General features: G+C 57.7%; 14 protein-coding genes and 1 pseudogene. 6 read left to right on the forward strand and 9 right to left on the reverse strand.

Translation table 11 applies throughout. The features are described 5' to 3' along the window. Positions 1-4 precede the first annotated feature (4 nt). Positions 5-829, reverse strand: a complete 825-nt coding sequence (locus tag KUF59_RS38180; protein WP_258767891.1) for a hypothetical protein — start codon at positions 827-829, stop codon at positions 5-7. A 753-nt stretch (positions 830-1582) separates the two neighbouring features. Between KUF59_RS38180 and KUF59_RS38185 the strand changes: the two genes are divergently transcribed. Then, positions 1583-1798 (forward strand): hypothetical protein, encoded by a 216-nt coding sequence (locus KUF59_RS38185; RefSeq protein WP_258767892.1) that lies wholly within the window; start codon positions 1583-1585, stop codon positions 1796-1798. A gap of 806 nt (positions 1799-2604) precedes the next feature. On the opposite strand, the gene KUF59_RS38190 is transcribed toward KUF59_RS38185, so the two are convergent. From KUF59_RS38190 to KUF59_RS38200, 3 genes are all read right to left on the reverse strand, one after another. Then, a complete protein-coding gene (locus KUF59_RS38190) occupies positions 2605-3339 on the reverse strand; it encodes an HNH endonuclease signature motif containing protein (RefSeq protein ID WP_258767893.1) in 735 nt (244 codons plus the stop codon). Between the two features lie 1013 nt (positions 3340-4352). After that, positions 4353-4889: an ImmA/IrrE family metallo-endopeptidase gene (locus KUF59_RS38195; RefSeq protein ID WP_258767894.1), complete on the reverse strand. Its 537-nt coding sequence runs from the start codon at positions 4887-4889 to the stop codon at positions 4353-4355. Next, positions 4886-5203 carry a helix-turn-helix domain-containing protein gene (locus KUF59_RS38200; RefSeq protein ID WP_258767895.1) on the reverse strand — a complete coding sequence of 106 codons (318 nt, stop codon included), beginning with the start codon at positions 5201-5203 and terminating at the stop codon, positions 4886-4888. The genes KUF59_RS38195 and KUF59_RS38200 overlap by 4 nt, the downstream gene beginning before the upstream one ends. Before the next feature lie 180 nt (positions 5204-5383). Between KUF59_RS38200 and KUF59_RS38205 the strand changes: the two genes are divergently transcribed. The 5 genes from KUF59_RS38205 (at position 5384) to KUF59_RS38225 (ending at position 8918) form a co-directional block, all read left to right on the forward strand. Next, complete coding sequence (locus KUF59_RS38205; protein WP_258767896.1) at positions 5384-5692, forward strand: hypothetical protein; 309 nt, start codon at positions 5384-5386, stop codon at positions 5690-5692. Continuing rightward, a complete protein-coding gene (locus KUF59_RS38210; RefSeq protein WP_258767897.1) occupies positions 5685-6113 on the forward strand; it encodes a putative metal-binding protein in 429 nt (142 codons plus the stop codon). Before KUF59_RS38205 ends, KUF59_RS38210 begins: the two co-directional genes overlap by 8 nt. A gap of 23 nt (positions 6114-6136) precedes the next feature. After that, the gene (locus KUF59_RS38215; RefSeq protein WP_258767898.1) at positions 6137-6577 is read left to right on the forward strand and encodes a hypothetical protein; all 441 of its coding nucleotides are present in this window, start codon (positions 6137-6139) and stop codon (positions 6575-6577) included. A 29-nt stretch (positions 6578-6606) separates the two neighbouring features. After that, a complete protein-coding gene (locus tag KUF59_RS38220; protein ID WP_258767899.1) occupies positions 6607-7950 on the forward strand; it encodes a ThiF family adenylyltransferase in 1344 nt (447 codons plus the stop codon). A 443-nt stretch (positions 7951-8393) separates the two neighbouring features. After that, positions 8394-8918, forward strand: coding sequence for a hypothetical protein (locus KUF59_RS38225; protein ID WP_258767900.1), 525 nt, complete (start codon positions 8394-8396; stop codon positions 8916-8918). 50 nt (positions 8919-8968) lie between these two features. Here KUF59_RS38225 and KUF59_RS38230 read toward each other — a convergent pair. From KUF59_RS38230 to KUF59_RS38250, 5 genes and pseudogenes are all read right to left on the reverse strand, one after another. After that, positions 8969-9406 (reverse strand): annotated as a pseudogene (locus KUF59_RS38230) (DUF2130 domain-containing protein); the annotation flags it as partial. Next, positions 9355-9924, reverse strand: coding sequence for a hypothetical protein (locus KUF59_RS38235; protein WP_258767901.1), 570 nt, complete (start codon positions 9922-9924; stop codon positions 9355-9357). The gene KUF59_RS38235 and the pseudogene KUF59_RS38230, both read right to left, overlap by 52 nt. Positions 9925-9941: 17 nt before the next feature. Continuing rightward, on the reverse strand, positions 9942-10646 hold the full coding sequence (locus KUF59_RS38240; protein ID WP_258767902.1) for a thermonuclease family protein: 705 nt from the start codon (positions 10644-10646) through the stop codon (positions 9942-9944). A 182-nt stretch (positions 10647-10828) separates the two neighbouring features. Next, entirely contained in the window at positions 10829-11029 is a 201-nt protein-coding gene (locus tag KUF59_RS38245) for a hypothetical protein (protein WP_258767903.1), read from the reverse strand. A 273-nt stretch (positions 11030-11302) separates the two neighbouring features. Then, on the reverse strand, positions 11303-12133 hold the full coding sequence (locus KUF59_RS38250) for a hypothetical protein (protein WP_258767904.1): 831 nt from the start codon (positions 12131-12133) through the stop codon (positions 11303-11305). Positions 12134-12212: the final 79 nt, after the last annotated feature.

Genomic DNA, 12212 nt, shown 5'->3' on the forward strand with positions numbered 1-12212 from the left:
CCTCTCAGCTACGGGGCGGACGGAGAGCGAACTGAACAGCGTAGGCAAGGTTTGTTGAAAGGGCGGCGGCCCGCTCGAGCAGCGCTTTCTCTTGGTCCGGACAAGTGAGTTCAGACATTTCGAGCAGTCCTTTGAATTCGGTAGTATCGAATTGTTTGAATGCGTAGTACCCGGCTTCATCCTTAGTGTAATTATCGTTCATAAACCTCTCGGCGTCCTTACCCAAGGTGATGGCCAACGCCAGAGCAATAGCATGCATGCCAGAGGCGTCCCCGATCTTCTGATAGGCCACACTAGGTCCGACAACGCATTGCCTTGCAGCGGCATCCGTGTGAAGGGCAAGAAATATCTTGGATTTTAAGTGGGCTGTATAATCATCAGCACCAACCAACAGCACACTGAAAGGCTGTTTTCCGTTCTTTAGTTTTGCAAGCTGTTGCTGGAGCCCCACGGCAACCAAGGCGGCGATTTCCTGCTCCGATACGAACTTGCCTTGGCCCCCGGTACGACCGGTCTTTCTAGGATAGTGTCCGATTTGGACGACTACATCGTAGGTTTTGGCGAGATCACCGCGTTCCACGGGGGCGTTCTTATGAGCAGTCTTAGCCTTTCCTGCCCAAAACTTAGCGTCATCATCTGAAAACGCGAGCGGGGAAGGACGCTTGAGATTAGAAGCGAACTCTGTCTTGAGCAGTATAGCCAACTCTTCTTTTGTTATTCCAGGGGCAGGGCTCTGAGCTGCTAACCCCTCGTCATTCAGATCGCTTTGCGCATTTAACGGGGCAGCCAGAAGCAAAATGAGACTCAATCCGCAGACAAGTGGTCGCATGGTCTACACTCCCTTATGAACCCGGTCATCTGTGAGAGGAGCGCGTATCTCGGATGACAGGACACACCAGGAATGTCGCTGGCTCCGCAGACCGCGTCGCATACTTCGTACAGCTTACACGTAATCCAGCGCGCCCCGCAGGTCTGGCAACAATTTCCAATATGGGCAAGCTGAATGGGCGTGCAGTTTGAATAAGCAGAAGGGAAGTCTTGCGCCTGGGCGAACTGCCCCACACACGAGAAGCAGAGGGCAATAACTATGAGATAAATTAGCCGCAGCGGGGTCATTTGGCAGCTTCCAAAGAAACCTAGCGGTGGCAACAATATCGCGCAACCGTACCGTGTAGTCAATTATTCTGGTGTGCTGGCGGACATGCAGGAACGCTCGATTATCGCACTGAGATTGCGCAGAGTAGTCCACCGCATCGTACGTAAAGATCGCGGTTTAATGCGCCGCTTGCAACATCACATGCGTGGGTTGCACGAGATATTTTCTCCTCGCCAACTGCCCGTCGACAAGGAGTGCGGTCCAGGAAACGGTTTGGACTTTGGCCACGATCGCCCTCGAATTGGTAGGCGAACTTCGTAGGCTGACGGTCTCATTGAGTGCAAACTAGACCATGGCCATCTTCTTGGTCTCGGGGGCTCCCTGCAAGTGATCAGCGCTCATCCTTCGTAGGATCCCACTACTAAGACGACCAAGCAACTCCGATCGCTCAATTGCCGCGCAATCCAGAAGGCGATCGAGAGGATCGTGGGCAAGGCGCAGTATCGGTGCGCAGGCCATTGCGCGAAATCTTCATCATCCGCCGAGGCAGAGGCGTTGGACATCGCCTTCTTCGAAAAAATGACCCTGCTTAAAAACTGCATCCCAACCGGCGCATTCGAAAACTCTAAGTACTGTCCAAACGAACAACGTTCAGCGCGCTTTGGCCAAGGGGAAGCGTTTACTAGCTTCGGACTGGCGTAGAGAGTGCGATGAACCGATTGGTCCGAATTCAGTACAGCAAAGAAGCAGGAACAATCACGGGCTTCGGACCATCGAGCATGCCGTTGGTTGGATGGCAAGACACAGCAGGGTTATTGCCGCCATGACAATCGCGAAAACACACCTCGTTGGCTCGACAAGTTGTACAGGCAGTCTGTCCACCGCAGCTGCTGCAGCAGTTGCCAATCCCTTGCGCAGTTCGCACAGGTGTACAGTTCACGCAATCGCGTGCCCGATCGCCAGCCACAACTACTGAGGTCATCGCAATCAAAATCACCAATTGGGCAAAGAAGCTCTTCATAGGGGCCATCCTTCGATATGAGGCCATCCTTCAATCGGTGCGCGTATTAATACAATCCGCGTCCTAAGGTGTCAAATCCTCTCCCGCAACCTCAAATACCTCAAGGAAAGCTGGCAAATTTACCCCAAGTACTGGCAACGAGAGATTTCTCAAGAAAGGGATCATCCTGAAAGATCTGGACTGTAGCCCGAAGATGCCTGCTTAGACGTCCGGCATCTTTGCCCAAAGCGACAACCGCCCGGAGCTTCTGCACCTGAGGAAGCAGTTGGCCGCTAGGAAAATTTCGTTTCGCAGAAAAGCTTATCAGTTGGCCAACTGACTCCATTTGCGACCAAAGCTTGTCAGTCAGTCGACTAGCTGCATTTGAGTGATTTCCTTATCAGTGCTGCTTCAGTACCGCCAACTCTTCCCCAACTTGAAGGTGAGCGCTTGCGCAGCAGGCGAAGAACTGTGCGAGGCCCAATTTCAGGGCCCTCCTGGAAGACCGCTAGCGCCGGCCGTCCGCGCACCACTTCTTCAATTCGTGCAGGGGCACGGGTTTGAGACGATCAGGCGTGCGGTGCGCTCTTCGATGGCAAGTTGGGCATAAGATTTCTAAATGTTCTGCGATGGTGGTACGTATGCCTATCATCAGGGGAGTCGGATGATGTGCGTCAAGCATCGCAGCATTCGCGTTTGCAAAGCCGCAGGCCTCGCAAGTAAACGTACCGTGCCTTAACGCATTTAGGCGTTTTGCTTCCTTGCTGAGCGAGGCATCTCGTTCAGTCAGTTGCTGAAGCTTCCAATAACGCCGACCTTCTTCCTTCGCTACGGCCGGCAGTGAAGGCAACCTTGAGCTGACCAACCTGGGGGTACCATCATCAAAGAAATTCGCGCCAGCGGGAAGCCTAGCTGGTTCGAGTTCGGCGGCTCTCAATGCGTCGTAAAGTCGTTCGATTTGTTGTGGCCTAATGATTCCATCCTGCGCGCCAGCGAGGATCGTGCGGTCAAGGAATCCCAGATCTTCGATCAGTAGGGGCATTCCCACGAAGCGCCACACTTCGCGCAAAGCAATGGCTACTGGCCACTGAGCAAGCCGCCGCACTTCGTCTGGATCAGAGAGAAGTAGCGCCGTTGGGCCATAAACGGGGCTGAGGCGAACCAGGTCGACAACGCGCCCATCATTTTCTGGAAGGACGCTTTTCCCGCCTCCAATAGTTATGATGAAGGGTTGATCGGCCACTTTTTTTTGCTGCGGCCGCCGGCAATGAGTAATAGCCCTTGGCCCTGGGATTACCTCGTCCTCCGAAACAGAGTACGAAAGACGAAACTTGTCGGTAGACTGCTTTCACGCCCATCAACTGGTTGAGCGACGGAACGAGTTGAGACAACTTCGTCGCGCGTGCATGGGGAAGATAGATCTTTCCCTCGGTCAGCTCGTCGATTTTTCGTTTGAGCACCTCAGTGTTTGTTGGCCCAACATTGCCTGCCGGTTTGTAGCCAGTTATCCAAGCGCGTCCCCTGGTCTCAAGAACGTGGGAGATATTCTGCATGCGATATTCGATCGCCCATCGCTTCGTCCGGAAAGTCCTCCTGCCCTGAGCTTTTCGCGCATGGCTGTCTTGTTGATCTCGCGACCAGCGATTTCGTCCTCAAGCATATTCATATAGGCTTCAGCCGCCAGCGCTATCTCTTCAGCACTCCATCGCTCATCGGTTGAGTTTTCGTTCTGCGCTGACAATCGAAGCTCTCGGAATGGGTGGTCCGGGCGACTTGGACCAAGCGCCCGAGCAGAGCTCGTGACGCGACGCCTCGATCTCCGCGATCCAATCTAGAAATCAGGCTTCAGTTTGGCAACCTGACGGGAATTGAAGCGATCTGCGATGATCCGAGCGGTTCAATCGACCGCGCCGAACGGCCAGCCCTTCAACACGATATATTCATGAAAGACGCATTCCGATGAAGGGCAGACGACGCTGGGATGAACTGTTCCGTCAGCCGCAATTCGGTGGCCGCGGAGGGTCAGGCCATGCCCGTAAGGACAGGTCACGGAGGCCTTGAACCGCTTAATCACGGACGCATGGCATGGCGCCCAATGCATCGCCGGTGGATCGGTCGTCACTTCCGGAAAATAAGCTAGCACAGTGTAGCGCGGCCTATAGCGGGTAGATTTGGAAACGGTCGAAGCGGTCGGCGCAGCACGACGACCGAAATTTGACTTCAGCCGGTCAGCGATGGGAACAAGCCAGCATGGCATTAAAGTCTTCCGCGCGACGAAAGATTGATAAGACGCACGGTCATGGCCTGCGCACTGACGTTGTAGCGTTTCGCTAGCTTTTGCACGAGTGCAGCGTCCTCGACGTCGAGCACGAAGCCGGCTGTGTCGTTTCGCAGGAACGGTTCGGGCATCAACAAGGCCGCAGCAAAGGCGTTTGATTCAATCTCCTCGACGTCCTCGGCGGTCGACGATTCCGGCGAGCGCAGATTGATGCGAAAGGCGGTATCGAACCGAACTTCGCGTCCTACGTGAAGCATCAGGTGCCCGAGTTCGTGCGCGATTGTGAAACGCTTCCTTGCTGGCGACTGTTTTTTCTCGACGCCGATGATAGCAGAGCCGCCCTGGCGTAACAGAAGTCCGGAAATTTCGTTGTTAAACTCGCGTACCATGATCGAAGCGCCCTCGCCGCGGGCAATATTCTCGACGGGAACGGCCGGCCCCCTAACGCGGTATTTCTCAAGGAGATCACTGGTGAGCGCGTCGATCTTGGCGTAGCGGGCGCGCAGCACGGTCATGTGGCGCTCCGCGCCGAATGCTTCTTAACCGACGTGATGAATTGGCGAACGGTCGGCATCTCGGCCATTGCAGCCTCGGTCTTCTGAACGGCGAGCAGCTTCGGTCCTTCCGGCAATAGCGATGACGCAGACACGCCGAGTGCAGACGCAATCTCGACCAGTTGATCCACAAGCAGGCGCTGTCGTCCGCATTCGATATTGGTGATGGCGGTGCGCGACAGTCCTACGAGTGAACCTAATCCTTCCTGCGTCAGTTTCCCTTTGCGGGCGGCACGAATTTGGCGGCCGAGTTCTTCATTGAAGGTATCCGGCATTATCACGCTGAATCTAGGAGTAAATCTCGTCGAATCATATGCGGCGGCCCTCGCAATGTCAATTTGGCAAACATTACGGGTTCGTCCAAAATGTTCGTAATATTGACATCTTTTTATGTTGGAATTATAAACTGCAACGCCGGCCGGCGACTCGGCCGACCGAATTCGGAGAAAGATACGATGGATCAGGTAGTTCAGGAGCATGCCGACGATGTTCGCAAGGGCCACCATCACGACGTGGCGGTGGCTGTGATCACCCCTAAAGGCCTTTATCCGAGTGAGGACGAACTGGCGCGGGTCGACGAGAAGACCGTGGTCGCTGAGGTGCTGAAGCGCGCCGCGGACAAGCTGAAGATCACCAACACTACCGACTGGGTGGCGACGATCGACGGCAAGGAGATCGACACGCGCAAGACGTTCAAGGAACTGAACCTGTCGTGCATCGTCGAGATCGACTACCACAAGCACGAGGGCGGCGGCGGTGCATGAGGCTCTCGCCCGCGCCAACTTCGAGCAGGACGTGGCGGCGCTGAGCGACGCCGCAGCGTCCCGTCTCGGCTTGGTCGTGCATTCCAGGACGTTTCCCATTTTCGACGTCACCATCGAGCACAAGCCGGCGGTGCGCTTGCGCTTTCACGGCGAAGACTTCGACGAGAGACCGCCGGGCATCGACATCCTGAAGCCTGACGGGAGCAACTGGGCGGGACCGATGCCGCCGGGCGGCGTATTTAACGGCGGCCCGCACTCGGTGAAGGGCGGCCCGTTCATCTGCATGCGCGGCTCGCGCGAGTATCACACGCACAGCAGCCATGTGAACGACAACTGGGCCAACTACCGCAAGCAAGAGGGCATGGGGATCGTTGGCATCCTTCTCCAGCTCAACGGGGTGTGGCGGAAGGGTTTCCCGTAATGCTGCTCCGCTGTCCGATATCCTTGGTTGACGAGACCCTCGAAATTCTCCGGGCCGCCGGACGGCGCGGAACGGAAGGCATCGTGCTTTGGCTGGCTCGGCGCCCCCTCGGCGACGGCTCGCTCATCGCCGAGGCCTTTGTGCCCGAACACACTGCTGAAGTCGACGTGTTTCGCATCCCGCCCACCGGCATGACGGCGTTGATGGTGCACCTCAAGGCGAGAAAGCTCGCGCTCGCGGCGCAAGTTCACTCGCATCCGGCCGAGGCCTTCCATTCCCGCGCCGACGACGCTTGGGCGATCGTCTGTCATGAGGGCGCGCTCTCGATCGTAGTGCCCCAGTTCGCAAAGGGCGTCACGGCCGCGAACTTTCTTGATCGCTCGGCCAGCTTCTGCCTGTCGCCGGACGACCGCTGGCTAGAAGTGCCAGCCCACGACCTGCCGCAATACCTGATGCTGACCTGATGATTACACCAGCCCAAGAGAACGAACGGATGCTCGCCCGTATCCTCGGGATCGGCGAGGATGCCGCGGCCACCAAGCTCGCGCAGAGCTTTACGATCACCGCCGGGCCTGCGGAAGGTAGCCTGTTCGGAGAAGAACTGCACGAGGAGCTTGAGCGCACCCTGACCGCGGCGCCAGCAGAAGGCGGCTGTGACCTGGAGATTGTTATCCATGCCAGCCCGGCCCGCGCCTCAGCGCGGCAGCTGTTCGTGGCGATCACGGCAGATGCAGTCACGGTGTCGCGCTCGCCCTTGCCGTTCGAGAACGCGCCGCCGCTGCACGGGGTACAGAGGGTTATCGGTGCCTGCTTTGCGGCATCGGTCGCCATCGCGACGCTGATCGAGAACATTGAGTTCGCATCGGCCGCTGATCCTTTTAACATTCGGTTCGATGCGCTCGGCGCAACGCGAGACGTGCTTTCCGTGCCGATCCGGTTGGACGACACCGTGCTGGTCGGCGCGGGTGCCGTGGGTAACGGTTTTCTGCGCGCGGCACGGCACCTTGCCATCGAAGGTGAGCTCACCGTCGCCGATCCCAAGGCCGTTGGCGGCGGCAATCCGAACCGGTGCCTCTATTTCATGCCCGGCGACAACGGACAGAAGGCCGAAACGCTTGCCGCCCGCGCCCAGCCCGACTTTCCCCGACTGTCGCTGACACCGTTCGTCGGGACGTTTGCGGACGTCGTCCGGAAGCGTGGGCGGGTGAAGCGCGCGATCATCGGCGCGGACAGCAGGTCTGCGCGCCGCTCCGTCCAGGCCGATCTTCCTCTCGAGGTCATCGACGCTTCCACGACGGGCGCCGTGGAGGTAATCGTGCATTCGCACCGCCAGCCAAACCCGGATGCCTGCCTCGCCTGTATCTATCGTCACATCCCCGACGAGTTGGCGCGCGCGAAGGACATCGCGACCGGGCTCGGCGTCGAGCTAGCTGACGTAACGTCGGGCAACCTCATCGACGCAGGTGTCGCCAGCGCCATCGCGGCCAAGCATCCCGGCCTGGATGAACCCGCTCTCGTCGGCATGGCCTTCGATAGCCTGTTCAAGCAGCTCTGCGCCGAGCAGGCACTCTTGTCGGCCTCCGGCGAGCAGGTTCTGGCTCCTTTTGCCTTCATCTCCAATCTCGCCGGCGCGCTGCTTGCGCTTGAGCTGGCGCGTTTTGAGGCAGGCGCTCGGTTTGCAGATGGCAAGAACTATCTGTTCGCAAGTCCTTGGGCGCCGCCACACCCCCATTTGAGACGCAAACGGCCGAGCATTGACGGCTGCGAGTTTTGCGGCGATGCGACGACGCTTGCCGCACTTCGAGTGGTCTGGCCCGAGCTGAGGCCCGGCACCTGAGTGCACAGGTCCGCACCTGGTATTGGCTGCATGAATGACGCAAGGCCCAACGGCTTAGAACTGATGAGCTTTTGTTAGAAAGCTTATCAGTCCAGGAACTGACTCCATTCGATCAGATCTTATAGTCGACCGAATGTCTCGTAAGCCCTTACACCGTCTGAATTCCAAGACTGCAAGGCCCTTCTTTGACGCATGGTAACGGATGTAAGGGCTCCCTTTGGTTTTATTCAGCGCCATCGCGGCCGGCCGGGAATTCAAGGCCCGCAGCTTCAGCGGCCAGGCACAAGAAAGGCTCCGCGCGAGGGCTCCCTGTGCGACGCGCGTGGAAGCCCTTGCCGGCAAGCGCTGCGGGCCTATTCCCCCGACCCTTCCGACGGGGTGGTGCAGAGATTTAATGAGAACGCTAAGATCGACCCGTAGCAAAGTCTTCCGATGGATCGCGCATGCAGTCGCCAGAACCTGAACAACAGTTTGTGCTGAGAGAGCTATGGACACTCGCTTGGGCGGCATCGGTGCAACGCGTCAACCTGTATGCTGCAGGTTCAAGACAGTCCGGGCAACTGCGCGACAAGCTCCAGGAATTCATCACAACCCGGCTGCTTCCGCATTACGTTGGACCCTGCACCGAGCGGCAGCACTATCTCAACCTTGCGCAGTTGGTGGAATTCGGCACAGGGGCTCTCCCAGACTCCCTGCGAGACGGACGGTACAGATACGGCGTCGCTCAAAAGCTCCTCAATCTCGTGCTCAAGTACCACTGGTGCCTCGGCCAGATTTCCGAGCCGCCGCATTGTCCGATCGACAGGATCATCATCGAAAAGACCCACCTGCGCGGACGCGTCAACTGGACCGAGATCGTTGACGAGAACCAATATCGCGCGGTCATCGAAGCGGTGCGGCGCAAAGCCGAGCCGGAAAGCATTGCCCGCTGGGAACTGCTGAACTATCGCCGCCGCTCCAGCCGGTAGCGATTGAACTAACTAGAGCGATCGTGCGCCGCTTCGAGCAGGCTCGTATTTCACTCGGCGGCTTCAGCTGGCTGGCTCTTAAGCTCCGCAAATTTCGCCGCCATCGTGGGGTTGCCCCGGGTCAGCTTTTTGATCGTCACGTCCTGCGCCTTGTCGTTTGCAAGGCGAAGGTTGCGGTCAGCCCCGATCAAGGCATCTTTGGTCTTCTGCAGATGATCGATGGATTTATCGATCTCGGCGATCGCCGTTTGGAAATTTCGGGAGGCGAGGTCGTAGTTCTTGGCAAATCCGTTCTTGAACGTCTCAAGCTGGGTTTCGAATTGCGTGATGTCGATGTTTTGCGCCTTAACGAGCGCCAGTTCCGTCTTGTATTTCAAAGAGTTGGTAGCCGCGTTCCGCAGAAGCGTAATCATCGGCATGAAAAACTGCGGCCGGATCACATACATCTTTGGAAAGAGGTGGAAAACGTCAACGATATTGCCAGAATACCAATCTTGAGAATGGTTTTGCCTAAGCTGGCAAGACGTGCAGGTCGCTCGATTTTGTGATGGGCTCGAAAGCTATCGCGCTCGGCCTCTGATTCGTTAAGCCCGCGACGTAGTACGAACAGGTGGTCGCGACCAACCGTCGCTTCGGCCTTAAAGTCGCCCACAGCTTCGGGTGCCGCCTGCTGAATGATTGCGAAGCTTCCTTCGAAGCTGAGAGCCGTTATGCGGTCGTCATAAGTATGAAGATGGTCGAGATAGATCGAATGCGACTGCTGCTTATGCGCGGTGACCTTTTCCATAATTTGACGCTCAATATCGTCCAGCGCCTGCGTATCGGAAGCGGGCCGGTTTTGCGCCCCGCGTTCCTTCCCAAGCTCGGCGAGGCGCATTTCGTCAGCTATGCGATCGACGTTTAGATCGAGAAAAATGTCTGTTGCGGGTCGATAGGGATGTACAGGCTCGCTGAAAATGCTGCGTAAGCGCTGTAGGGCTGACTGCCGGTTACTGTTGGGACTCATAATTACGCAGCCTTGAACTAGATCTTTGATTTACGGCAACCGGCGGCTTCGGCCTCTGCCGTAGAGCAAAACCAACGCCGATCCGAGATGCGATCCATAGAAAGCCGATTATAAAATTTGCCGCCAGGCAGATGATAAATGCATTGATTGGCAGCCTTGAGATTGCCCTTAATGGCACAGTCGGGCGATGGCGGCTGGGCAACGACGGGCAGGAGCGACCGCTGCGCGTGCAAGGGGACAGCACTTGACCCGAGGATCACAGTGTCAGGATTCCTGTGCCGCCAATCCCACGGCGCGATGAATGCGCCACTCCAGAGCCCGAGCTTGTGCTGTTGGGCGAATTGCTCGTCAGCCACGTAAGCCATCGAATATTTACGAAACGCAAGCGCCCAACCATTGCGGACAAGCCAGCGTGAGACATCTTCGCCAGCGACTTTGCAGTCGCCTAAATGACGCTTGTAGAGGTCGACACCCTTCAGTTCACATGTCCAGGCGTGCGTACCGGCGTAGGCTCGAAGCTTGTTCCTAGCCTCGATGCCGCAGTCCCAGGTCCTTCCACCAGCATCCAAACAGATCTGATCGGTCTCTGGGGCGTCGATACCACTGAGACGTATCTTGGTGGTCCCCGCCCAGATCGTATCCGCATCTACGATGTCGGGCACGGCTTTCACTTCGCTGCCCAGCGCCGACGAAAAGGCAAGCAAGCACAAGATGATAGACACGGTAGAGCGCATTGCCAACGCACTGAATCTAGAGGGAGGGCGATGGTAAACAATGTATTACACTTTTTTGGCGAGAACTAGGAAAGGGCCATCTCCCGGGTGTGCGGCCGCAGTCTTGGTTAATCGCCCAACGCGAAGAGGCCCTCAATAGAGGGCCTCTTGAGGCTTCGACGACCGTCGCGCTAGCCGCGCTTCTGATCGTCCTGAGAACGCGGCTCCCGGAGCACGATCTTACCCGACACCGCAACGCCCGGCGCGATCACGATGTTGAATCCCTTCCCGTCGTCGTTCGGCCACGCCGCCCCTACGCGGGTCCAAGTTGCCTTACGACCGTCGCCACCAACAACGAACGCGTCGTGCGAGGGTGTTCTACTGTCGGCCATTGGTTTCCTTTTCAAATGTGAGGGTGTTTCCAGCGACGCGCTGTGTACACATGCTGACGCAACGCCTCGGCCGGTAAAGCCGTCAGGACGCTTTGTTGCTCAAGCAGGCAGCACCTAACTCCGATACGTGCTGGGGTGCCGGGGCGTCCCCGGCCGCGGGAGGTGTGGAGCGCCGCGCCGCGCTCCGCTGGCCGCTGGGTGACGCAGCCCTAAGCGGCCATGGGAAGGGTTCGGGGAGCGCCCTCCCCGATGCCGGCAAGCCGGCAACAGCTGCTAAGGCGCGGATTCAGGAGAGCTCGCATCTTCCTCGAAGGGAGACAGGCTCAGGCAGATCTCGGCCCTACCTCCGCAATCGCAAACAATCACGCCGCCTGCCTTGATTTTATGGTTGAGCAGATATCTTGTTCCCTTGCAGGACGGGCAAACATATTCGGTTTGACGCGGCCTTAGCTCAATCCTTGTCCCTTTCTCGGAAGCCACATCCCAAATGGTTCGGCAATTCGTGTTGGGACAGACAATGCCTTGCTGCGCCGTGAAGCTGCCCGCGCGGCGCTTGAACCTTCGACCGCATACGCAGTCGATCTCATAAAACTCGCCGAAGTTCGCATTATAGATCGGGGATGCAAGAGTGTGATCGATCACGGCGGCCACCTCCTCCGCCTTCTCGCGCATTGCGCCGTGGTCTGGGACGTTGCCGGTCTCAAATTGGTGCAAAGTCGGCGCATGCAGAAAGCTGCCGAGAGCGTTGTGAGAGCGGTTTGCCCATTTTAGGGTAAACCTTCGGTCCTCGCCCAGCGTCTCCATGCCCGCTGCGGGCTGGCCGTATACCTGCTCGACGCCCACCGAAACAGACGCGGTCTTGTCGGCGGTAGGATCGACTGTAAGCATCTGCGCGATGACGTCGCGTGGGGTCCATTTACGCATTGCGTCGTCCGGGACCTCATCCAGATAAGCGTCGAGCTGCTGGTAGGCGAGATATTCGATGGCCTGTCGCAGTTCAAGGCAGGCATAACGCGTCGCCGCTTCCTGATTCCGGGCGATCAGTTCTCTCGCGCGGGCAAGACACTCGCGCGCGCTCTGACGCAGCTCTCCTGAAATCGGCATAACCGCTCCTCGATAAAAGTGTTTCGCTTTCGGGAAGGCCGTCCTATCGAGCCACCCGAATAACATGCAATCGAACAGT

The sequence above is a fragment of the Bradyrhizobium arachidis genome, from assembly GCF_024758505.1.
Lineage (GTDB): Bacteria > Pseudomonadota > Alphaproteobacteria > Rhizobiales > Xanthobacteraceae > Bradyrhizobium > Bradyrhizobium manausense_C.

Excerpts from the sequence above, each read along its gene's own strand:
- KUF59_RS38195 (WP_258767894.1), bottom strand. The coding sequence starts at position 4,889 with ATGACCGTGCTGCGCGCCCGCTACGCCAAGATCGACGCGCTCACCAGT.
- KUF59_RS38235 (WP_258767901.1), bottom strand. The coding sequence starts at position 9,924 with ATGAGTCCCAACAGTAACCGGCAGTCAGCCCTACAGCGCTTACGCAGC.
- KUF59_RS38250 (WP_258767904.1), bottom strand. The coding sequence starts at position 12,133 with ATGCCGATTTCAGGAGAGCTGCGTCAGAGCGCGCGCGAGTGTCTTGCC.
- KUF59_RS38225 (WP_258767900.1), top strand. The coding sequence starts at position 8,394 with ATGCAGTCGCCAGAACCTGAACAACAGTTTGTGCTGAGAGAGCTATGG.
- KUF59_RS38245 (WP_258767903.1), bottom strand. The coding sequence starts at position 11,029 with ATGGCCGACAGTAGAACACCCTCGCACGACGCGTTCGTTGTTGGTGGC.
- KUF59_RS38180 (WP_258767891.1), bottom strand. The coding sequence starts at position 829 with ATGCGACCACTTGTCTGCGGATTGAGTCTCATTTTGCTTCTGGCTGCC.
- KUF59_RS38200 (WP_258767895.1), bottom strand. The coding sequence starts at position 5,203 with ATGCCGGATACCTTCAATGAAGAACTCGGCCGCCAAATTCGTGCCGCC.
- KUF59_RS38220 (WP_258767899.1), top strand. The coding sequence starts at position 6,607 with ATGCTCGCCCGTATCCTCGGGATCGGCGAGGATGCCGCGGCCACCAAG.
- KUF59_RS38205 (WP_258767896.1), top strand. The coding sequence starts at position 5,384 with ATGGATCAGGTAGTTCAGGAGCATGCCGACGATGTTCGCAAGGGCCAC.